This is a genomic window from Sporanaerobacter acetigenes DSM 13106 (assembly GCF_900130025.1).
Classification (GTDB): Bacteria; Bacillota; Clostridia; order Tissierellales; family Sporanaerobacteraceae; genus Sporanaerobacter; species Sporanaerobacter acetigenes.
The window spans coordinates 1-22380 of record NZ_FQXR01000014.1 but is presented as its reverse complement, the minus strand read 5'-3'; the positions used below and the strand labels follow the sequence as shown (position 1 = coordinate 22380).

Here is a 22380-nt window from a genome sequence, read left to right as displayed (position 1 = left end):
ACTACTTTATTGACATATGTCAATGGATTTGACATATGTCAATAAAGTATTTTATCAGTAATTTTAATTTCTATTTATTTTTTCTTTTTTGAAGAAATACTTTCTCTATACTTTAAGGAATCAGGATGTATTTTCTTTTCCCTTTCTCTAAAACTTAAATAAAGTTCTTCCCCATCAGTATACATAGGAGCATTTATCCAGTATCTCCCTTTCAATAGGGTGGGGTTCCCAATTCTTAAATAAATTTTTCCATTATAATATTCCTTAACTCTAAAATACTTTACTTTATTTAAATAATAAGAATGGACTCTTCCAAAAGAATGAAACTCAAGCTTTTCCCCATCATCCACAATTTTTTCTGGATGACTAATGGAAACAAAGGTATTAATTATTCCATATATAGATACTATTATCGCCAATGTATATATATTAAAATTTGTAGACTTTATATTTTTTGACAGACTGAAAATTAAAATGCCAATCATGAAAAACCCTGGAGCTGTTACTGATAAAAAATATCTCTTTGGATTGTATTTGTATTCTTTCAAAACTTTCCTCCTTCACTATAGACATTTTTCTATCATTCTCAGTACATCTTATTTTTTTACTTTTCTAAGATTCTTTAATATGGAACGGAACTCAAAAGTTTTTTCAATCAATTTCTCATATATATCTTCTTTCATTGAAAATAATATATGTATAAAAAGACCCAGTTTAGCATACCAATTCTAGTAATTAATACTGGGTCTTAAAAACCTATATGAAAAATTTATCTTTGTCCATAGACATTTTTAAATAAATCATTAGCTCTTTTTATTTCTTCTTCTGGCAATCTAATTGGTTCACCTATAGCCTTAGCCAAATAATATACCTTGCTGGCATCTTCTAGCATTACAGCTGCTACTAACGCATGGTGAGGATCTTTTCCAAAAGTAAATACGCCATGATTTTGTAGCAAAACAGCTTTTTGGTCCCCAATATTTTCAATTATGCTTATTCCCAATTCTTCAGAAGCAACAGGAGCATATTTAGCTACAGGGACTTCTCCGCCAACTTCATTTGCCATAGTTGTAGACACTACTGGTATACTTTCATTCAATACAGCAAAACAACTGGCATAAGTAGAGTGAGTATGAATAATTCCATTTATATCTTTTCTTGCCTTATATATTTGAAGATGTGTTATTAAATCTGAACTAGGTTTTCTGTTTCCTTCGATTATATCTCCATCTATATTTACTATAACCACATCTTCTGGTTTCAATTTTTCGTATTCCATTCCACTTGGAGTAATAGCTATCAAACCTGTTTCTTCATCTCTTCCGCTGACATTTCCTCCAGTTAGTGATATCAATTTATATTCTTTCAATTGAATTCCTATTTCTACGATTTGTTTTCTAAATTGTTCTAGCATCATTTGCATCACATCCTCTTTTATTAAAGTATAAGTCAGAGAATTTCCCTGACTTATACTTATTATTTATTAATTTTCAGAGTTTTGATTCATAATTCTCTTTCTATTATAAATTGCAAGTCCTAATGCAATAGCAACCATGATTACTGTCCCAACAACTTTAAATTCCATAGTTCTTGTAAATAACCATGACAATGGGTTTGCACCATCACAAATACTTGAAATCATAGTAGCTCCTTCTGGCATTTGAAATTTAGCATTTACTGCCATTTGAGTGTGTAATGGAGCTAAGTTTGTAGCAATCAATAGTCCAGTTGATATCGTTATCAATCCAATGATGAAAGTTCTAAATACATTTCCTTTTGTTATTGGAACAAGCATTACTAGCATAAATGGTATAACTGCTAAATCAGCAAAAGGTAAAACTTTGTTTCCTGGAAGAACTGCGGCTAACAATATAGTCACTGGAACAAGTACTAGTGATACAGCAAGAGTTACAGGATGTCCAACTCCAACAGCTGAATCTAATCCAATATACATCTTTCCTTTTCCTTTATATTTTCTTTCTATTAAGCTTTGAGCCGCATCAGATATTGGCATAAGTCCTTCCATTAACATAGCAGCCATTTTAGGAATTAGAACTAGTACAGCGCCTAATGTAATACCTGTTTCAAGAACACCTTTTACATCATAGCCAGCACCTATTCCTATTAGTATCCCTAGTATAGTACCTATCAATATAGGTTCACCGAATACACCAAACTTTTCTTGTAAATCTTCTGCATCGATTTCAATCTTATTTATTCCTGGGATTATATCAAGAACTTTATTCAATGCAATAGCTATTGGAACGAATGCTCCTGAAAATCCATGAGGTAATGAAATTCCTGGAAGTCCATTATATTTTTCAATTCCTGGTGCAGTTAAGTCTGCAATAACCATTATGATAATCATATCCAATACTGCTGCAAGTATTCCTAATGCTGTACTACCTGTAGCGCCTTGCACCAATGCACCAGTAAAAGCAAAATGCCAATAATTCCAAATATCTATATTTACTGTTTGAGTAGTATTTGTTACCAACATCAAAATATTCACTAACAATCCTATTGGTATTATTATAGCGCCTACTCTTGAAGCAAAAGCTATGGCTGCAGCTGCTGGCCAACCAACATCTATAACCGTCAAATTTAATCCTAATCTTTGAACCATTTCTTGAGCTGCTGGTCCCAGAGTTCCCCCAAGAAGGCCAATAACTAAATTCAATCCAACAAAACCTACTCCTACAGTTAAACCTGCTCTAAGAGATTTACCAAATTTAGCGCCTAATACTAATCCAAAAATAGTTATTATAATAGGCATCATTACTTGTGGACCAAGTCCAACAATAAAGTCTAATACTTTCATCCTCCCACCCTCCTATTATTTATAAATTTAGTTTTTCAACTACTTCATCAACAACTTTATCAATTCCCACTCCAGTCAAAAATGGAAGTCCAGAGATAACAGGCGTTGAAATTTTGCTAGATACTTGAGTAGTAGCAACTATCAAATCATAATCTGCTGCCTTTGAACTCAATTCTGCTACTTTACATTGAGTGATGGAAACATTATTTGCTTTGCCTCTCTTTTCTAATTCTTTTTTTAATTTATCTGCAGCCATAGTAGATGTGCAGATACCTGTTCCACATGCAACTAATATTTTAACCATCTTTTCCCCTCCTTTCATTGAATTGGCGTTTATTTATATAATGGGATTATTCTTAATCTATAAGAATAGTCTCCATATTCCAAATTGATATCTATATTGTATTAGAAAATACCTTCATTATTTCTTCTTTAGTCTTAGCTTGTCTCATTTTTAGAAGAAGAGACTTGTTCTGAAATATTGACATAAGTTTTTGTAACATTTCAATTTGACCCTTTGGCTCATTTAAAGCCATCATGAATATTATATTTACATTTACATTCTCCTCAGGCATTCCCATCATTTGAAATATAACTGGATTTTTTAGCACTCCAATAGCCATGGCACTTTTGTTTACATGAATAGCATCCGTATGAGGTATTGCAATTCCTACTTTTTCTGTTGGCAATCCTGTTGGAAATACCTTTTCTCTATCTAATATTGCATTTATATAGCTTTCTTTTACATATTCCCTTCTATATAATTCTTTGGCTATTTTTTCTATAGCTTCTCCTCTGTCCTTTGCTTCAACATCAATAAAAATTAATTCTTCTTTTAAAAGTTCCATTGGCTCTTTCATCGAATTACCTCCTAAACAATTGTATTATTTCATTAATTTCAGTAGATTTTTTTAATTTTTCATAATTTCCTTCCTCATGGAAAAAATTACTTATTTCTCTCACAAGTTCAATACAAGTTTCATCAAAAGCAAGCAATGCTACAACTCCTGTCTTTTGTCCATCCCAATCTATTTCGTTTTCTAATATTCCTAAACCGATTCCAGGTTTTATAACCCCTGCTGGATCCCCATGAGGGATAGCTACTCCTTTAGTTAAATTTGTTGAACCAATTCTTTCTCTATCTACTACTGAACTAAAAAAACTTTCATCAACATAATTGTTTTCAGAAAGAAGTTCAGAAAGTTTTTTTATAGTTTCTTCTTTTGAACTTGTCTTCATATTAAATATTGTTGTCCTAGAATCTAATATATCTACAACTTTTAATTCTTTACCTCTTTTTACATCTAATTTAGCATCAAATAAAACTTCCTTAATTTTCTCTTCAATATTACCTGATATTATATTTTCTAATGATATATATGGTATTCTATCTATTTTAGGATCTACTGTTCCTATAATAGCCAGTATCTCATTAGTCTTTTCTATATTCTCTATTATTATATTTACATCTTCATATACAGCTCCTATTGGAATTATATTTACTGACTCATCATATTCATTGACTAGATTCTCTATCAATTCCTTTATCTTTTTAGCTGATCCTTGACCTGTTATGCACATTGTTAAAATAACTTTAGGCTTGTTTTTATCTTTTCCTTTTCTAGTTGCCACCTTTGTTATATATTTAGGTTCTTCTTCCAACGCGTCTGCAATTTCATCTAAATCTGCATCAGGAAGAATAGATCTTCTAACGGCCTCTACCACCATTAAAGTATCAGTTCTTGCAATACTTCGAGTTCTAATTCCAGTTCTTTTAGTTATCAATTCTCCAAAAGTCACCAAGGACCCCATATCTACCAGTAAAAGTACTCCTTTTCCCTCATCTGCAATCTTAGCCATTTCTGTAGCTCGTTCTAATGCCATCTCTGGCTTTTCATCTAGAGCCATTTCTATAGCTTTTACATGATTTACACCTAGTAGCTTGTTAGCCACTTCAGCCATACCACTTGCCACATTTCCATGGGATATGAGTATTACACCTACTCGTCCTTCAACTTTGTTTTCTTCTTCTCTTGTCATTCTCAAATACATTGTTATAAATCCTGCTTCATCTTCTGAAAGTTCTACATTTAATTCTTTTTCAATAATAGCTACCATTTCCTTTGCAACTTCAAATTCCTCTTTGTAGTCTCTTTTTATCTTGTCAAGTTGTGGATTTTTTGCCTCTTTTCCTTGTTTTACTCTTTCAATAGTCGTACTCAAATGAGCTGCCAATACATAATATAAATCATCAGCATTTATTCCTAATCTCCATCTAGCCACTTTAATTATCTTCTCAACCACATTTATTATTTCAGGTCCAACTATTTTCATTAAATCCTTTTTTTCTAAAGGCCTTGTATTTCGTCTAACTTTATTCATTAAATCCTCTAATTTACCTTCCATTTCAACTCCAATGATGTGATTTATAGCTTCTTGATTTATATTTTGTTCATTCAGCTCATTGTACCTATTTTCAATATATCCATATATTTCATTTGGAAGAATATATAAATTTTCATAAGGTGTCATTTTCATGGGATTATTGTCAGGATGTATAACTATATCTACATTGCCCGTCAATTCTTGCATTTCTTTTCTATTGTTTCGTATCTTAAGTAGCCCTTTTTTAGCACTCAAAGGCAATTCATTTATACTAACTTCCATTACATCTCCACGATTCACAACACAGTTAAGAAAACTTCTAGCACAAGATACTTGTATATCACTTCTAAGCTGTCCAATGTTTCCTGGACAATCATACAATAGCAATGCTCCTAGTGCTTCATTTTTAACCTTAACTGAATTTTGAGTTCTATTAGCTTCTTTTCTGTAAAATTCTTTTATTATGTCTAATCTTTCATTCAATGGTCTTTCACTTAAAGTTGGAAGTTCAATTATCATTGGAATTCTTCTTCTAAAGGTAGCTAATAGAGTTGAATCTGGATTTTCAGTAGTAGCGGCAATAATTGTAACTTGTACATGCCTTTCTTTATCTGTTTCCCCTAGTCTTCTAAATTTGCCCTTATCTATAATATAAAATAGCAATTCTTGACCTTCTGCAGGTAATCGATGAACTTCATCTAGAAAAATAACACTCTCATTGGCTTTTTCTACTAAACCTTCCTTGTCTTCTTCTGCTCCTGTAAAAGCACTCTTTGCATAACCAAACAATTGCGACATAAGAAGTTGGGGATTGTCTGCATAATCTGCGCAGTTAAATATAATAAAAGGCATTTCTTTAGAAATAGTTCCAGACTCTTTGGCAAATTCATACATTGCAGCAGCTAATTCACTTTTACCTACTCCCGTAGCTCCTAATATCAGTGTATGAAGACCATGAGGGGGATAGAGTACAGCCGCTTTTGCCAATTGAATGTGTGGCTTTAGACTTCCCTCTGAACCTATAATATTTTTAAAAGCTTTATAACCCTCTTCTGGCTTGTTTAGACCAATCGAATTTGTATTTTCCTTCTGTATAGAATTGTCAATGTTCTCATTTGTCTTTTTAATACTTCCTCTTTTTTGAAGCCCAATTTCTTTTTTGCATTCTCTGATAGTATGCCTAGAAACCTTAAATCCCTTTTCATTTACTTTTTGAGTCAAATCTCTTTCTGAAATATTTTCATCCTTCTCCAATATAGAATTTACTATATCGACTAAATTGCTCATCCTTCTTCCTCTGGAATTTGGTATATTTAACTCATTTCGTAAGTTAGTTACCAATTCTCTACTCACTTGAAGAAATTCTGAAATTTGTTCATCTGTATAAGGATTTTTTTTGTCTTCTCTTTCTATTAACTTTTTTAATTTTTCTTTCATTCTTATCATCCTCGCTTATTATATATGCAATCATCATGCCAACATTATGAAACCATTTTCCAAGTTGAATTTTACACATCTTTGATGTATGATTAACGTAAAAAACCACGTTGTAACTAATTGTGCCACCACTTATAACGATATATACCACAACAATTTACTAATTCAACCATCTTCTTGAAAACAAGGTATAAAAAAAGTGAGAATCAATTTTAAATTGATTCTCACTTTTTTTATATTATGTTTTTTATCCTATAACGTGTTCTTGCAATTCTCTAAGTTTGTATATTAAAGTAGTCTTATCTAATTCAACCATATCATAAGTAATTGGTTGACCTTTTTTAGCGTCAATCTTCATCACAGTATTCTTATTGATTAATCCAAGGGGCACTAGATTTTCTTTTCTTGATATTTCATAAGTTTCTATGCTTCCATATACTGTAAATCCGCCTATTCCATCTAATTTTTCTCCAGCTTTTAAATCTTTTTTAGCTATAGTAATAGTTTCAGCTGTTGGTTTTCCATCCATAGGTATGATTGTTGGCTCATTGTCAAGAACTGCTTTGGCTACTGTTAAAGGTGTCTCAAGACTTGTTAAATGATATGGACGATATAGTACATAGTTAGGTCCTTCACCCATGCTTAAATATTGCATTTCATGATGTACCTGTGGCAATTTACTTGTAACAATTATAAATACTCCAGGAGCGATTCCATTTACATATTCAACAATTTTATATTGATTTAAAATTCCACCTTCACTTTTCAATCTAAATACTTGTGGCAATTCTGAAACTTTAGCTACTGGAGCATGACCGCCTCTTACATCTGGAATATATCCTGTAGCATTAGCCATACAAGTCATTTCAACCATAGTCTTTGTACCATCTTTAAAAGAAGTAAGCATCTTAGGACTAACTCCTGATTTCAAAGCTTGTTCACGAACGCTATCTGGAGTTGATTCCAAATTTACAGGATTATTTTTTCCCTTTCCAATAGCTAAAACATCAAATCCAGCTGCATCAGCAAAATCATATAATTCTTTAACAGCTCCTGGTTCATCCCCAGCAGTTCCTGTATATACTACTCCTGCATTTCTAGCCATCTTGTTAAGTATTGGTCCAACTACTACATCTGACTCTACATTTAACATAACAATATGTTTTTTATTGAAGATTGAATCTATGGCTAGCTTTGCTCCAATATCTGGAACACCAGTTGCATCAACTACTGAATCAATAAGATTTGCTTTAACTGCAAATTCTGAATCCTGTGCTGCTACATATTTACCTTGTTCCATTGCTACATTTACTTCTTCTAGAGTTTTAGCAACAACTATGTCTTCTTTACTTATTCCAGCTAATACAAATGATTCCACTGCATTGTCAAGATTTATATCTACTACTAATGATGGAGTCATTCCTTTCATTAATTTCATTTGACTAACCATACCTTTGCCCATTTGGCCAGCTCCAACCAACCCAACTCTAATGGTTTTACCTTCTTCTTCTAACTTGGCAAGTTTAGTATTAAGTCCTAACATCTTAATTCCTCCTATTTTTAAAAATATTTGATAATGTATTTGAAATTTATTTCACACTATTAAATTTATTTCACATTGATTATAATATTACACCTCCAAATAGTCAATAACTATTCGGCTTTCTTTTTATCTATATTTATTAAATACTCAATTTAGAATAGATAAAGAAATCCACAATTTTGGATTTCTTTATCTTTCATTTTTTGGTATACTATACTTGTAAACATAATTCATTTTATTTTTTTTGGGGAGATACATCTATTTAGTATATAGAAATGGTCTCTCCTATTTTTATTTCTTTTAGTTCTTCTCCTTTTAAATTTATAACCCCCGGCAAATCGGCAGTATCAGAATCTTTAAACTTAAATGTACAATGTCCTAATTCTCTCAAAGTCTTATTAGCTTCCCATCCAACTGCTACTACTTCATACTTCACATCTCCAATAGTCATTGTATCTCCTACTTCTACATCTTCTTTCAACACATCTTTTGTATGTAAGACCGAGATTTCAGCCAATTCTTCTGGGGCATTTTCATTGAAAATGATTAGCATTTTTTCTCCAATAAATTCTTCTACCATTTCTCCTAGTTTAACTACTTTAACTGAATACTTCATAGGTCTCCTCCTGTCTTAGATAATAATCAAGTAAAACGTTTTTATATATTAATATAAGCCAAAGCTAAATAAGTATGCTATCAAAACAGATATAGGACCAGTAATCAATCTTGAAAATAATATTGCTGGAACACCTACTTCTACTGTTTCAGGCTCCGCTTCGCCTAAACTCAATCCTACTGGTATAAAATCACAACCAACTTGTGGATCTATAGCAAACAATGCTGGCAATGCATATTGAGGTGGAATATTACCTTTTCCTATTTCAACACCAATCAAAACTCCTACTACTTGTGCTATAACTGCTCCAGGTCCAAGCAATGGTGAAAGAACTGGTATAGCTGCAATTATAGATATAACTAGCAATCCTCCTATGCTTCCAGAATAAGGAGCAATAACTTTAGCAATCGCATCTCCAATTCCACTTTTTATTATGATACCAATCAACATAGAAACAAAAGCCATAAAAGGTAATATGTTTTTGATAACAGAATCTATTGCTTCACGACCCGCTGAATAAAATATTCCTACTACATTTCCAATACCTTTGCCTATTTTCTCAACAATATTTCCTTTTTTCTGTGTTTGAGTAGTCTTTTTTTCTGTTTCTTTCACTTCAATTTTTGATGCTACATTTTCATTATTAACATCCATTTCTAAATCATCAACAACCATTATGTCCTTAACAGTAACACCAGATACATAAATATCTTCTTTTATATATTTAGCTAATGGTCCTGATTGTCCAACTTGCATTAAATTTACTGTATAGATATTCTTCTTTGGATATACTCCACATCTTGCAGTACCACCACAGTCTACAACAGCAACTAAAACTTCCTCATCGGGAACGCTTGTCTTAAATCCGTCAACAACAACTCCTCCTGTAAGTTCTGCAATTTTTTCTGCAACAGGACTAACTCCTCCACCAGTAACTGACAATATTTTATCTTTCCCAGATTGTGGAGTTATAATCAATGGACCACCCCAACCACCAGATCCTTTTTTTATCTTTATAGTTTTATAAGCCATAGACTTTACCTCCATTCATTTTTTAATGTAATTTCCTAGTCTTATTTCTTGCCTAACATACGAGCCGTAATAAATTCAGTAACTACTCCACGCATAAATATAACAATAAGTCCTACTAGAAAATATCTTACAGCAAGTTGTCCTAATGGTAATCCCAACTGTTTTATCCCTTCTGCAATACCAAGATATACAAATAATTCTGCTGGATTAGCGTGTGGGAAAAGTCCAGTTATAGGATGAACAAAAGATACTGCTGCATCATAAAAAGCTGGTTTGTATTTTTCATCTAGAAATTTTCCAAAAGTATAACACATAGGATTAGTTAAAAAGAAAACTGCTATTAGTGGCAACAATGTATATCTTGTAATTACATTTTTTGTTGCTTTTTTTGCTACACCTTGAACCCTGTCTTCTCCTATAATCTTTACTATGGCATTTACAAAAGTTATCAATACAATTAATGTTGGGAGTATGCCTGTTACCAATCCTACAAACGTTTCTCCACCTTGTTGAAATAAGCCTATAAATCCTTCAGCTCCTCTTGCTAAAACCTCCATAATCATTCTCCTTTCTTTTTTTAAATATTATTTTTACTGAATTGAAAATTTTACCTCCTTTCTTGTTTTTTATAATTGTGAAAATTTTGTATTTTCAATATTTGCTGATTTTTTGAACAATTATTTCTATAATTGTTCAATAGCTTTTTTTAAAGCTAAACTACTCTTTTTATTTTTCATATTTGGGAGTTCTCTTTTCAACTCATCTATACTTTTATTTATAAACTCATCTTTAACTCTGAATTTATCGAAAACAGTTATTCCTCTCATTTCTTGAGCATTTATTACTTTGTTGTGCTTGTCTATTGCCAAAACCACTATACTTCCTGCACTTAACTTCCCTTTTTGTTGACCAATTAAAACTTTTCCTTGTTTTTTCATCTCATTTACAACTTTTCTAAAATGCTTGATTTGAAAATAAGCTAAAATTCCTTGAAGCATCCACATTCCAAATATAAATATCATTATTTTTAATAAATCGCTTATTTTTCTCACCTACCTAATCAATATGTGTCTGATAGCTTTAAAACGCTCTCCGCCGTATTTTCATCAGTTATAAGTACATCTATATATTTCCCTACAAGAGTAGCTAAAATCGCTTTGCTCTTATGCTCATGACCAGCTATTCCTATGGTTAATGGAACCCTTTTTAAGGTTTCTAAATTCATACCTATAACCCTTTTGTTAGACTCAAAAGAACTTCCATCCCCATATTTGTCCATGAATAGCATACTAATATCTGCTACTGCTCCTTGTTCTTCTAATTCTTTAATATCTTGCATTGTAAAATAGCCACTTTCCACCAATGTAGAAGTATTTTCCAAAGGAAAACCTATTCCTGCAACTGCTATGTCAACCCTTTTCATTAAATCAAAAAATGACTGTATATTCTTATCTTGTACAAACATTTCTTTCCTATCTGGATTATCTACTATTGAAGGAGCATGTAACAATTTACAGTCTGCCCTGAATTTTTTCGCTAAATTAAGTGCAATACTATTGGGATGAATCTCAACATTTGTCTCGCCCACTCCTCCAAGCAATGGAATAAAAGTAACATCATGCTTCTTGTCGTTTTTTACATACATGGGAATCTTACATAAAGTTGTTCCCATAGTCACACCTATGATTTGTCCATCTTTAATGATTCTTTCCAAATAATCTGCAGCAGCTTTAGCTAATTCTTTCTTTATTTCTTCATAATCATTTGACATGCTGTCAACAATTATTGCTTCTTTTAAATCAAATCTTTCTTCTAGTTGCTTTTCTAGTTTTATATTTTCATCCTTAAATGGATTATTTACTACAACCTTTACTACTCCTTCTTCTTTGGCAGCAGATAATATTCTAGAAACTGAAGATTTAGAAATTTGAAGTTTTTCTGCTATATTCGCTTGATTTAATTCTTCATCATAATACATCTGTGCACATTTAACCATAAGTCTCATATCATACTTTTTTTTACTCATATCAATCACCCTTGAATTTTTTTTCATACTCTAAAACTATTTTCATGTATATTCTATTCATACTCTACTTAATAGTCAAGCTATGTTTATTTTTTAACCATTTAAATTGCATTTCTAAATTTTTTAAATAGTTTTTTACAAAATATAAAAATGAATACAATTAAAGAAAATAGGGAGATATCTACTCTCCCCAGTATTTTTTAATAGCATAGCTCACGCCATCTTCACTATTCGATAAAGTTATAAAATCTGCATTTTTTTTAACAATGTCCAATCCATTTTCCATTGCTATTCCCACACCTGCATATTCAATCATAGAAATGTCATTTTCACCATCGCCAATAGCTATTATTTCATCTCTATCTATACCATAGGTTTCTCCTATCTTAGCCATGGCATGTCCCTTGCTTGCTCCACTATTATACACTTCTAAAAAAAACGGAAGAGAAAATTCAGCTGTAATATCATCTCTATATATTGATAGATTCTTTTCTTTAAACATAGTCAAAATTTCATTGTCTCCCGATTGCAATATCTTTCCTACACTTTCCCATAAATTGCTTTTATCAAGAAATTCATATAAATTTTCTACTTCTTCTATTTCAGTAGTAGTATATTTTTCAAATAATTTAAATCTATCGTCATCCTTATTGGATACATATAGCTTATTCCTTATGAATACTACATTATATATATCCTTTTCCATACATATTTCAATTATTTCTTTCGTCACCTCAGAATCTATATTTTGTTCATATATTACTTTTTCTCCTGTATAATCCGTAATTATAGCTCCATTAAACCCAACCAAGCAATCCTTTAATCCTAATTTTCTACCAATAGGTGCTATAGAAGAAGGTTCTCTTCCTGAAACCAATATGATTTTTACACCTTTATCCATCAATTTACTTATGTTTTCTATATTAGTTTTAGATACCTCATGATTTGGATCTAAAAGTGTACCATCTAAATCTAATGCAAGTATTTTGTACATGTTTTTCCTCCTTTTTTTAATCTAATGCTGCGTTTATTCCAGCTACATAACCAGACGACCAAGCCCATTGAAGATTAAAGCCTCCACAATCTCCATCTATATCAACCATTTCTCCAGCAAAATATAGACCTTTAATTAATTTAGATTCCATGGTTTTACTGTCTATTTCATTCGTATTTATGCCTCCAGCAGTAACTTGAGCATCATCCCAAGATTTACTCCCAATCACTTTAAACCTCCAATCCGTTAAAATATTAGCTATTTCTTCTATTTCTTCATTAGATAAATTAGCAACTTTTTTATTTTTATCAATATTTATCTCTTTTAAGATCACATTTATTAATCTTTTATTTATGAGACCAATAAGAGCAATATCGATACTTTTTTTGGACATGTAGCTAAATCTCATCTTGAGATATTCAAATAATTCTTCTTTTTTCTTAGTGTTTATTATGGATATTTTAAGTATTGGCTTTTCCCCTTTATTTAAAATTTCTAATGCACTTCTACTTAACTGCAGTACTGGTGGCCCTGATATGCCATAATTAGTAAATAAGATATCCCCCGTATCTTGTTTTACAGTCTTTCCTCTATGTAAAAGGGTTGCTGTACCCACTACTTTCACTCCATCAATGGCTTTTAGGAAATCTCCCTCTAATTTCAATTGAACCAATCCTGGAAACACTTCTACAATGTTGTGACCAAAATTTTTAGCTAAAGCATAGCCATTCCCATCGGAACCAGAAGAAGGCATAGCTTTTCCACCTGTAGCCAATATAACTGCATCTCCATTTTTTGTTCTTCCATCTTTCAATATTACTAAAAAACCTTTTTTATCTTTCTCTATATTCTTTACATAGGCATCGCAAATAATATCTACTCCAAGTTCTTCTAATTCATATCTTAAAACATCTAGTACGCTTGAAGCTTGAAAGGATAGAGGAAACACTTTTCCATTATCTTCTACTGCATGAGCAATCCCTAGTCTTTCAAAAAAATCTATGGTTTCTTTTACTCCAAACTGAGAAAGAGAACTATATGCAAACCTTGAATTTTTCCCGTGATAATTTTTGATATCTGTGAATGAATTTGTATAATTGCATCTGCCATTTCCTGTAGCCAATATCTTTTTACCTATTCTTGGATTTCTTTCAAGAACAACTACATTTGCCCCTTGTCTCTTCGCTACAATTGCAGCCATAATACCAGCTGCTCCGCCACCAATAATTATTACGTCCTTAGCCTTCATAACAAAACTCCTTTTAATTTTATCAGTCTTTATATATTATATCAAAAAATAATATCTTTAAAACAAAAATAAAGGCCTCCCCTATTTTTAAGGAAGACCTTCGTTTCATATTATTTATATATTATTCATTTACATTTCTATTTAGCACTGCATTTAGCAACACACCTATTATAGCTGCAAAGCTTAAACCTGAAATTTTTACACTTTCATTTATAGGTATTCCTATGACTACTCCAAATTTCTTTTCTATTATACTGCCGCCAAGACCTAAAACTATTATTGTAGACATAACTATTATATTCTTCCAATTAAATTTCACTTTGCTATTTTTTATAGTCTGTACTCCTACTAAAGATATCATACTAAAAAGCATTATACTTATTCCACCCATTACAGGTACTGGTATCGTACTTAAAAATGCTCCTACTTTTGAGACAAATCCCAATGCTATAGCAAATACTGCTGCCAATCTCAAGGTAGATGGATCATAGTTTTTAGTTAACGCAAGTACTCCTGTATTTTCTCCATAAGTTGTATTTGCAGGTCCTCCGATTAATGAAGCTGCCATAGTTGCAAGACCATCTCCAAGTAGTGTCCTATTTAGTCCTGGATCTTCTATGAAATTCTTTCCTACTACTTGACCATTTGTAGTGATATCTCCTATGTGTTCCATGAATACTGCTAGCACTACTGGTGCTATTATAGCTATCGCTCCTATATCAAATTTGGGTAAATTGAAAGGTGGTAATGAAAATACTGGACTTTCCTTTACTAAATTTAAGTCTACTAAACCAAGTTTCAAGGATACCAAGTATCCAACTATTACTCCAGTTAAAATTGCCAATTGCTTAAAAAATCCTTTCCCTTTAAAGTTCACAAGTAGTGCCACTCCCAATGTAATTCCTGCTACTAAAAAATTGTTACTAGCCATATCTATTGCTGTTGGAATAAGATTCATTCCTATAACTATAATCATTGGTCCTACTACTTGTGAAGGAAGATATCTTTCTATTTTTTCTACACCTATTTTCTTAATCAGAAAGGATACTATTACATATATAAGTCCTGCTACAAGCATTCCGCCTTGGGCATAAGATAAATCTCCATTATACATTTCTTTTACAGCCAAAACTACTGGTATAAAAGCGAAGGAAGAACCCAAAAATACTGGTACTTTTCCCTTTGTGCATAGGTGAAATATCAAGGTTCCCATTCCTGCTGAAAAAAGAGCTATGGATGGATTCAGACCTGTAAGCATTGGAACTAATACTGTGGCTCCAAACATAGCTATTAAATGTTGAAGTGCCAATACTACTTTTCTTGATGAACTTTTAAGACTTATTTCTTCTTTCTCATATACATTCTCTTTAATCACGTTTTCAGTCATAAAAAAACCTCCTATTTTTAGTTTTAAGGAGATTTTCTAATCTCCTTTTTCAGCCTCACAGGACTAAATTAAAAGGTTCACAATATTTGATTGCAATAATGATAATAAAAAACTTCTTGCAACTAGCAAGAAGTTTTTTACATAAAAACCCGTTCTATCACAATCTTGCCAGTCTCACAGGACTGAGTTAAAGATTTGTGTTCCTTTTTTTCTTTTCAATTATAGCACCATATTTCATATATTGCAACACTTATTTTTATAATCTCCTAAATATTTCTCCCTCTTCAAGGCCTTCCATTTTAAGACCTTCTTTTATTTGTTCTAATATAAGATTTTTATCTTTATTTAATGTTCCTCCTAATGCTACATAATTAGAAGCGTGATTGCTTCTAAAAATACAATTATCTAAATTTAACCTTTGTACAAATTCTCTAGTCTCTAAAAGAACTTCTTTAGGAGTTAACAATTTAAACCTTTCATTCCAAACATCATCATAAAGTTCTGTTCCTTCTTCTACTAAAAGAGTTAATAACCCTATATAATCTGGATTCATTTCATTTACTACTCTAGCAGATTCTACCCCATGCTCCATGGAGTATTCTTTTCCTCCAAGACCAGATATAAGAGTTATAGATAGTGGAATTTCTGCTTCTTTTATTTTTTTACCAGCAGCAATCATTTCAGAAGAATTGACTCCTTTTTTTATTTTTTCAAGAATTAAATCACTTCCAGATTCAACTCCCATGTATACAATTCCAAGACCTGATTTTCGTAACTCTATGAGTTCTCCTGTACTCTTTCCAAGTATTGATTTAGGTGAAGCATAAATTCCTACTCTCTTACATTCAGGAAAAATTGTTTTTATTTTTTCTAATATCTTTAACAATTCTTCTGTCTTTATAATCAATGCATCTCCATCAGCTAAAAATATCTTTTCTACTTTTCTATACTCTTGTCTTCCTAATATTAAATCTTCTACTATATCTCTAGTTTTTCTTATCCTGAAATCTTTTTCTTTATACATAGAGCAAAAAGTACATCTGTTTTGAGAACATCCTATAGTTGCTTGAACTATTAGGCTATATGCTTCACTAGGAGGTCTATAAAGTGTTCCTTCATATCTCATAACATCTCTCCTTTAATTGCATTTAGAATATCCACAATTCATGCATATAGTGCACCCGCCTTCATGCCCTATGGGATTTCCACATTCTGGGCATAAAGCTGAAGTTTTTTCTTCTTTTGTGCTAGAAAGTTCATCTACAGAATCTTCATCTATAATAGGATCTTCCACCTGAACATAAGTATCCATTGCTTTCTCCAATGCTTTTCCTATAGCATCTGGACAAGATAGCACTTTTATATCTTTGTTTGTGGCCTTTTGTCTTAATGTAGAATGACATCTGATTCCCTTTAGCTGTTCTATTATTTCTTCTACATCCATACCTGATCTCAATGCTATAGATATGAGTCTACTAGTAGCTTCACTTTGGCTTGGACAACCTCCTGCTCTCCCTAAATTTGTAAATACTTCACATATCCCATTTTCATCATAGTTGACAGTTATATATAAATTTCCACATCCTATCTTTACCTTTTCGGTTATACCCCTTGTTATTTCTGGTCTCATCCTTGGTTTGACAAGTGGAAGACTTCCTACAATAACTTCTCGCTTCTTTTCCTTCTTTCCAGTACTTAAAACTTGATTTTCTCTGCTTCCATCCCTGTAGATAGTTACACCTTTACAACCCAATTTATAAGCTAGTATATATACTTCTTCTACATCTTCTTTTGTTGCTTCATTTTTAAAGTTTACAGTTTTAGAAACCGCATTATCTACATGATTTTGAAAAGCTGCCTGCATCTTTATATGCCAAAATGGTATTATATCATGGGCTGTGACAAACACTTTCTTTACATCTTCGGGGATTTCTTCAATATGTTGAATAGTCCCTTCTCTAGCTATTCTCTCCATCAATTCTTGTGAATAGAATCCTCTTTCCTTGGCAACTTTTTCGAAGTATGGATGAACTTCTAATAGTTTGTCATTGTCCATTACATTTCTAATGAAAGATATAGCAAATAGTGGTTCCACTCCACTGCTCGCTCCCGCTATAATGCTTATAGTCCCCGTTGGAGCAATAGTAGTTGTAGTTGCATTTCTCATCTTCATTCCATTTTCATGATAAATACTCATTTCATATGCTGGAAATACTCCTCTTTCTTCTGCCAATCTCATAGATTCTTCTTTAGATATTCTATCAATAAAACCCATCAATTCATCTGCCAAATTCACAGCTTTATCTGAATTGTAAGGAATACCTAAATAAAACAATAAATCTGCAAATCCCATAACTCCAAGGCCTATTTTTCTGGTCTTTTTAGTCATCTCATCTATTTCCGTTAGAGGATACTTATTCATATCTATAACATTGTCTAAAAAATGTACTGAATTTCTAACAACATCTTCTAATTTCTCATAATCAATCTCATATCCTTCTAAACCTTCTACTACCATCTTAGCTAGATTTATTGAACCTAAATTGCAAGATTCAAAAGGCAAAAGTGGCTGCTCCCCGCATTGGTGAACCACTATTCCATTACAAATCATAGAATGTGTAGTAGGCTCTGTCAAATCATATACTGTTTCTTTTCCAATATAGTCAATAGAAATTACCTTATCATAGTTTTTTTCTTTATAAAAAGACTTAAATCCTATGCTCTCAAGAGCTCTTTGTTTTTTCTCGCACATAAATCCTATAGTTTTTGCAAATCTATCCCGGGATTTTCCGAATATACCTAATTCATACAACACACCATCACAATCATACTGCCTCTCCTCCCCATTTACAGTAGTATATTTAAATACTCCTTCTCTTGGCTCTCTGGAGCGATCTAATATGATGCTCTTCATTCCCAAATTGATCAATAATTTTTGCACACCCTTTAATAATTCTTTACTTTTAGATGTTAGAACCACCCAAGAACTATTTGCTTTAGGATTGTCTCTAACACTTCCATCCGCTGTAAATAAAGCTTGCAAAAATCCTACAACTACCTCATATGGAGCATTATATATACTTTGGGGCACTTCTTTTTCTCCTGATTTAACAGGTTTTACCCCTAAATCTTTGAAAAATTCTACAAAGTATTTACTATGATATGAAAGATGATAAACTCCATTTTTTCTTTCAACTTCTTTGATATCTTTACCATACATATTATTTATAATTGGTTTTAAATAATTTAAAATCTCTATATCATCTTCTGAGAAAACAAACCCTGCTCTCGGATTTTTAGGATCATCTCTTAACCAACCATCACCCATAAGCCAACCTAAAGTTTGCCCAAGTTCCTTAGACCACTTATTAGGCAGATTCAACTCATACATTCTTCCATTACCACCAACATAACTGTTTTCCGTTCTAAAAGGAAGATTATACTCTTTTGAAAAAACTCCTTCTCCAGATTGTATTAAAACTTCATCACCATTTTTTATTTCACTAAGTTCTTTCCAACCTTCTGGTGTTAAAAATCTATGATCATAAGTAGATTTTATTTCATAACCAGATTTTGTAGTTAACTTGAATACATCCTTTTCTCCATTATTATATACCTTAGTTATTCCATTAAAAGAAACACCATCACATTCCATACATGGAATGGTCTCAGCAACACTTCCGCCATTTACTACTTCATATTGAGTCATAGGCACTCTATCATCAGTAGCTATAATAAGTCCACCATTCTCATATTTGTTATATATTTCATCAATTCTCATCAAACCATATTCCGTTGAGACATAAGTATCTCCAGTAACACATGGGTTAGTGCTTTCTATTTCTCCCAATTTTCTTACTGGGCTAGTTTTATTTATTCTATCTAAAAATACTATTCCAGGTTCTCCTGTACTCCAAGCCATTTCTACAATATGTTTAAATACCTCCTTAGCATTTAAGCTTCCTACAGACATTTTGGTATGAGGATCTATCAAATCATAATCTTCTCCATTTTGAACAGCTTCCATAAACTTTTCAGTAATCCCAACACTTATATTGAAATTAGTTATTTCACTAGTATCTCTTTTGCACTCAATAAATTCCATTATATCGGGATGGTCTATTCTCAAAATTCCCATATTTGCTCCTCTACGAGTACCACCTTGTTTCACAGCTTCAGTAGCCGAATTGAACACTTTCATAAAACTAACAGGGCCAGAAGCAACTCCACCAGTTGATTTAACCGAAGAACCTTTTTGTCTAAGTCTCGAAAAACTAAATCCAGTACCACCACCACTTTTATGTATTAGAGCTGCATTTTTTATTGCATCAAAAATGCCTTCCATAGAATCTTCTACTGGCAAAACAAAACAAGCTGACAATTGCCCAAGTTCTTTTCCTGCATTCATAAGGGTGGGCGAATTTGGTATAAATTCTAAATTAATCATCATATCATAAAATTTTTGAGCCACCTTTTTTACATCTATATCCTCATCATATATTTTATCTGCTTCAGCAATAGAATTTGCTACTCTTCCAAACATTTGTTCAGGAGTCTCTACAATTTTTCCAGTACTATCTTTCGTCAAGTATCTTCTTTCAAGAACTTTCTTCGCATTATCTGTAAGCTCCATAAAAACACCTCCAATATCTATATTTAGTATATATCATTCTCCATAATACAATACATTGTAACATTATCAAAAAAAACTGTCAAAAGAGTTTAATGACAGTTTTTTTTTGATATAGATATATATTCTACCCATTTAGTCGATTTTCTTAGTTTTAGTTATATTATCATATTATTTTCTTTCATACCCATCTAATGTATATTTATTTGATGCATTCCAAAAAATCCATTCTCTTACACCACTATCATAACAAGCCTGTATTTGAGCCTTTATCTGTTTTTCTCCATATTTTGTGTAATAAGAACCATATTGCTTCTTTAACCATGGAGCTGAAAAGTCTTGAAGCCAAGGCCTTATAATAGCTTTTCTATCATTTGTATGAATATTATCTATTCTATTTACAGCAGTTGTAACACTCTTATAAACTATTTTATATGGCTCTGCATCTGGATATCTAACTCCATAACTACCCATTGCATAATGGGATGGATAAACCATGGGTGATACAATATCTACACTTGTAGCTATCGTTTCTAAATATTGTCCTAATCCCATGTCATCTTCTGAAGTTGTTACCAAGCCAAAAACATCTGCTGACACATAAACTCCCAAAGGCTCCAGTCTTTCTTTCGCATACTTAAGAAATTCTCCAATAGCTTCTTCCATAGGAATATCTTTTATAGCTTGTCCATAATCTATAAAATCTCTTTTACCATCAGTTGGAAATCTTACATAATCAAATTGAATTTCTTTAAACCCCTTAAGAGCCGCTTCTTCAGCTATTTTTACAGGATATTCCCAGGACTCTTTGTTGTAAGGATTGAGCCAAGCATCCCCCTTATTGTCTCTCCACACAGTTCCTTCCTTGGATTTAACGGCTAAATCAGGTCTTTTGCTTGCCAAATTTCTATCTTTAAAAGTCACTATTCGAGCTATAGGATATATATCTTTTTCTCTCAATATGCTCATCACTTCACCAATATCTTCAATTCTAATATTGTTTGTTGCTCCTATATCTTTTAGATAATCCAAATCTGTATTGTATGTTATTTCTCCTAAATCATCTTTTATATCTATGACTACTGCATTTATCTCTGTAGTATCAATAAATCTTATCAGTTCATCAAATCTATCTTTATATCCTACTGTATTTCCTGTAAGATATATGCCTTTTACTTCTACCTTTTCTTTATATGGAGCCCAATTGGTATCTGGTTGAACTAAAAAATCCTTTTTAGAAAATCCTGTAGAATGTGAATAATTGTCAACATAAAAGAAAGAAAACAAAATAATTATTGTGGCAAATATAAATATGTTTCTACATCCTTTTCCCAACAATGTCACCTCACAATCCTAATACCCTATTTTTTTCAGTATTTCCTTCAAGGTTTCTTCTGCATATTCACCTTTTTTATATTTTCTCATGGTCACAATAACAGATGGCTGATTTCCACTATTGTATACTTCTTTTATGCAAGTAGGTCTTTCTACAAAACTACCCAGTTGAGTGAAATATTTATCATAAAATACAAAAGTAGGTATTCTCACAATATTCTCTTCACTGTTAAAAACTTTAAAAAATCCCTCATTTCCTTCTTTGCCAACTATGGAAATGTGGATATTTTCATTTATTTGTCTCATCTTTTCCACAATAGGCACATTTATCATACAATCTGGGCACCAAATTTCTGCACAAATCAAAATATTTATCTTTTTATCTATGCTTTTTATTCTTTCTATATTTTTTTCTTCAAAACTTACACCATTATAAATTTCTAATGTTTTATCTCTATAAGAATTTGAATCCATATTTACAAAATCTTTAAACGAAATTCCTCTTTCAAATATTTTTTTAGCCTCCATTAATAATCACCCCTTTATATTTCTATACAATACATTTTATTGTTCAACTAGTTAGATTATAATATATAAATGTTTTGATTACAATAAAAGCCCTACCTCGACCTACGAGATAGAGCTTTTATTTTTATGTAATCTGGCGATGTCCTACTCTCCCAGGGCGTTACCACCCAAGTACCATCGGCAGCTAAAGAGGCTTAACTTCTGTGTTCGGTATGGGAACAGGTGTGACCCTCTTGCTATAATCACCAGGTATAGCCTTTCGGCAATTTTAAATTTTGAAAATACTGCACAGTAAGATAATTGGTCAAGCCCTCGACTTATTAGTATCCCTTAGCTAAGGATATTGCTACCCTTATACCTGGGACCTATCAACCAAGTGGTCTACTTGGAGTCTTAC

The 22380-nt window shown here is 32.0% G+C and carries 19 protein-coding genes and 2 rRNA genes; all 21 read right to left on the bottom strand.

Annotation, left to right across the window (positions count from 1 at the left end; all coding sequences use genetic code 11):
* Nucleotides 1-74 precede the first annotated feature (74 nt).
* Nucleotides 75-548, bottom strand: a complete 474-nt coding sequence (locus tag BUA21_RS11555; RefSeq protein ID WP_072744992.1) for a hypothetical protein — start codon at nt 546-548, stop codon at nt 75-77.
* 221 nt (nt 549-769) lie between these two features.
* Nucleotides 770-1417, bottom strand: a complete 648-nt coding sequence (locus BUA21_RS11550; protein ID WP_200796551.1) for an L-ribulose-5-phosphate 4-epimerase — start codon at nt 1415-1417, stop codon at nt 770-772.
* Nucleotides 1418-1483: 66 nt separating this feature from the next.
* Entirely contained in the window at nt 1484-2821 is a 1338-nt protein-coding gene (locus BUA21_RS11545; RefSeq protein WP_072744991.1) for a PTS galactitol transporter subunit IIC, read from the bottom strand.
* Nucleotides 2822-2840: 19 nt separating this feature from the next.
* The gene (locus BUA21_RS11540; protein WP_084604282.1) at nt 2841-3125 is read right to left on the bottom strand and encodes a PTS sugar transporter subunit IIB; all 285 of its coding nucleotides are present in this window, start codon (nt 3123-3125) and stop codon (nt 2841-2843) included.
* Between the two features lie 91 nt (nt 3126-3216).
* On the bottom strand, nt 3217-3681 hold the full coding sequence (locus BUA21_RS11535) for a PTS sugar transporter subunit IIA (protein WP_072744989.1): 465 nt from the start codon (nt 3679-3681) through the stop codon (nt 3217-3219).
* 4 nt (nt 3682-3685) lie between these two features.
* The gene (locus tag BUA21_RS11530) at nt 3686-6643 is read right to left on the bottom strand and encodes a sigma 54-interacting transcriptional regulator (RefSeq protein WP_072744988.1); all 2958 of its coding nucleotides are present in this window, start codon (nt 6641-6643) and stop codon (nt 3686-3688) included.
* A gap of 247 nt (nt 6644-6890) precedes the next feature.
* Nucleotides 6891-8186, bottom strand: coding sequence for an NAD(P)H-dependent oxidoreductase (locus BUA21_RS11525; RefSeq protein WP_072744987.1), 1296 nt, complete (start codon nt 8184-8186; stop codon nt 6891-6893).
* A 262-nt stretch (nt 8187-8448) separates the two neighbouring features.
* A complete protein-coding gene (locus BUA21_RS11520) occupies nt 8449-8802 on the bottom strand; it encodes a PTS glucitol/sorbitol transporter subunit IIA (protein WP_072744986.1) in 354 nt (117 codons plus the stop codon).
* 48 nt (nt 8803-8850) lie between these two features.
* The gene (gene srlE / locus BUA21_RS11515) at nt 8851-9834 is read right to left on the bottom strand and encodes a PTS glucitol/sorbitol transporter subunit IIB (protein ID WP_072744985.1); all 984 of its coding nucleotides are present in this window, start codon (nt 9832-9834) and stop codon (nt 8851-8853) included.
* Between the two features lie 41 nt (nt 9835-9875).
* Nucleotides 9876-10391, bottom strand: coding sequence for a PTS glucitol/sorbitol transporter subunit IIC (srlA, locus tag BUA21_RS11510; protein WP_072744984.1), 516 nt, complete (start codon nt 10389-10391; stop codon nt 9876-9878).
* A 126-nt stretch (nt 10392-10517) separates the two neighbouring features.
* Nucleotides 10518-10886: a transcriptional regulator GutM gene (locus tag BUA21_RS11505; RefSeq protein WP_143147165.1), complete on the bottom strand. Its 369-nt coding sequence runs from the start codon at nt 10884-10886 to the stop codon at nt 10518-10520.
* A gap of 8 nt (nt 10887-10894) precedes the next feature.
* Nucleotides 10895-11860, bottom strand: coding sequence for a sugar-binding transcriptional regulator (locus BUA21_RS11500; protein WP_072744982.1), 966 nt, complete (start codon nt 11858-11860; stop codon nt 10895-10897).
* Between the two features lie 181 nt (nt 11861-12041).
* Entirely contained in the window at nt 12042-12854 is an 813-nt protein-coding gene (locus tag BUA21_RS11495) for a Cof-type HAD-IIB family hydrolase (protein ID WP_072744981.1), read from the bottom strand.
* A gap of 16 nt (nt 12855-12870) precedes the next feature.
* Entirely contained in the window at nt 12871-14103 is a 1233-nt protein-coding gene (locus tag BUA21_RS11490) for a BaiN/RdsA family NAD(P)/FAD-dependent oxidoreductase (RefSeq protein WP_072744980.1), read from the bottom strand.
* Nucleotides 14104-14224: 121 nt separating this feature from the next.
* On the bottom strand, nt 14225-15490 hold the full coding sequence (locus BUA21_RS11485; protein ID WP_072744979.1) for a uracil-xanthine permease family protein: 1266 nt from the start codon (nt 15488-15490) through the stop codon (nt 14225-14227).
* A gap of 256 nt (nt 15491-15746) precedes the next feature.
* Entirely contained in the window at nt 15747-16616 is an 870-nt protein-coding gene (locus BUA21_RS11480; protein WP_072744978.1) for a radical SAM protein, read from the bottom strand.
* Nucleotides 16617-16628: 12 nt separating this feature from the next.
* Nucleotides 16629-20123 carry a TSCPD domain-containing protein gene (locus BUA21_RS11475; RefSeq protein WP_072744977.1) on the bottom strand — a complete coding sequence of 1165 codons (3495 nt, stop codon included), beginning with the start codon at nt 20121-20123 and terminating at the stop codon, nt 16629-16631.
* Nucleotides 20124-20291: 168 nt separating this feature from the next.
* A complete protein-coding gene (locus BUA21_RS11470; RefSeq protein WP_199229090.1) occupies nt 20292-21455 on the bottom strand; it encodes a putative glycoside hydrolase in 1164 nt (387 codons plus the stop codon).
* 18 nt (nt 21456-21473) lie between these two features.
* Nucleotides 21474-21983 (bottom strand): thioredoxin family protein, encoded by a 510-nt coding sequence (locus tag BUA21_RS11465; RefSeq protein ID WP_072744976.1) that lies wholly within the window; start codon nt 21981-21983, stop codon nt 21474-21476.
* Nucleotides 21984-22114: 131 nt separating this feature from the next.
* Nucleotides 22115-22233: ribosomal RNA gene (rrf, locus tag BUA21_RS11460) — 5S ribosomal RNA — on the bottom strand.
* Between the two features lie 50 nt (nt 22234-22283).
* Nucleotides 22284-22380 (bottom strand): 23S ribosomal RNA (locus BUA21_RS11455); the annotation flags it as partial.

Coding starts and splice junctions, on each gene's coding strand:
- BUA21_RS11550 (WP_200796551.1), bottom strand. CDS start 1,417: ATGATGCTAGAACAATTTAGAAAACAAATCGTAGAAATAGGAATTCAA.
- BUA21_RS11545 (WP_072744991.1), bottom strand. CDS start 2,821: ATGAAAGTATTAGACTTTATTGTTGGACTTGGTCCACAAGTAATGATG.
- BUA21_RS11540 (WP_084604282.1), bottom strand. CDS start 3,125: ATGGTTAAAATATTAGTTGCATGTGGAACAGGTATCTGCACATCTACT.
- BUA21_RS11535 (WP_072744989.1), bottom strand. CDS start 3,681: ATGAAAGAGCCAATGGAACTTTTAAAAGAAGAATTAATTTTTATTGAT.
- BUA21_RS11530 (WP_072744988.1), bottom strand. CDS start 6,643: ATGAAAGAAAAATTAAAAAAGTTAATAGAAAGAGAAGACAAAAAAAAT.
- BUA21_RS11525 (WP_072744987.1), bottom strand. CDS start 8,186: ATGTTAGGACTTAATACTAAACTTGCCAAGTTAGAAGAAGAAGGTAAA.
- BUA21_RS11520 (WP_072744986.1), bottom strand. CDS start 8,802: ATGAAGTATTCAGTTAAAGTAGTTAAACTAGGAGAAATGGTAGAAGAA.
- srlE (WP_072744985.1), bottom strand. CDS start 9,834: ATGGCTTATAAAACTATAAAGATAAAAAAAGGATCTGGTGGTTGGGGT.
- srlA (WP_072744984.1), bottom strand. CDS start 10,391: ATGGAGGTTTTAGCAAGAGGAGCTGAAGGATTTATAGGCTTATTTCAA.
- BUA21_RS11500 (WP_072744982.1), bottom strand. CDS start 11,860: ATGAGTAAAAAAAAGTATGATATGAGACTTATGGTTAAATGTGCACAG.
- BUA21_RS11495 (WP_072744981.1), bottom strand. CDS start 12,854: ATGTACAAAATACTTGCATTAGATTTAGATGGTACACTTTTAGATCCA.
- BUA21_RS11490 (WP_072744980.1), bottom strand. CDS start 14,103: ATGAAGGCTAAGGACGTAATAATTATTGGTGGCGGAGCAGCTGGTATT.
- BUA21_RS11485 (WP_072744979.1), bottom strand. CDS start 15,490: ATGACTGAAAACGTGATTAAAGAGAATGTATATGAGAAAGAAGAAATA.
- BUA21_RS11480 (WP_072744978.1), bottom strand. CDS start 16,616: ATGAGATATGAAGGAACACTTTATAGACCTCCTAGTGAAGCATATAGC.
- BUA21_RS11475 (WP_072744977.1), bottom strand. CDS start 20,123: ATGGAGCTTACAGATAATGCGAAGAAAGTTCTTGAAAGAAGATACTTG.
- BUA21_RS11465 (WP_072744976.1), bottom strand. CDS start 21,983: ATGGAGGCTAAAAAAATATTTGAAAGAGGAATTTCGTTTAAAGATTTT.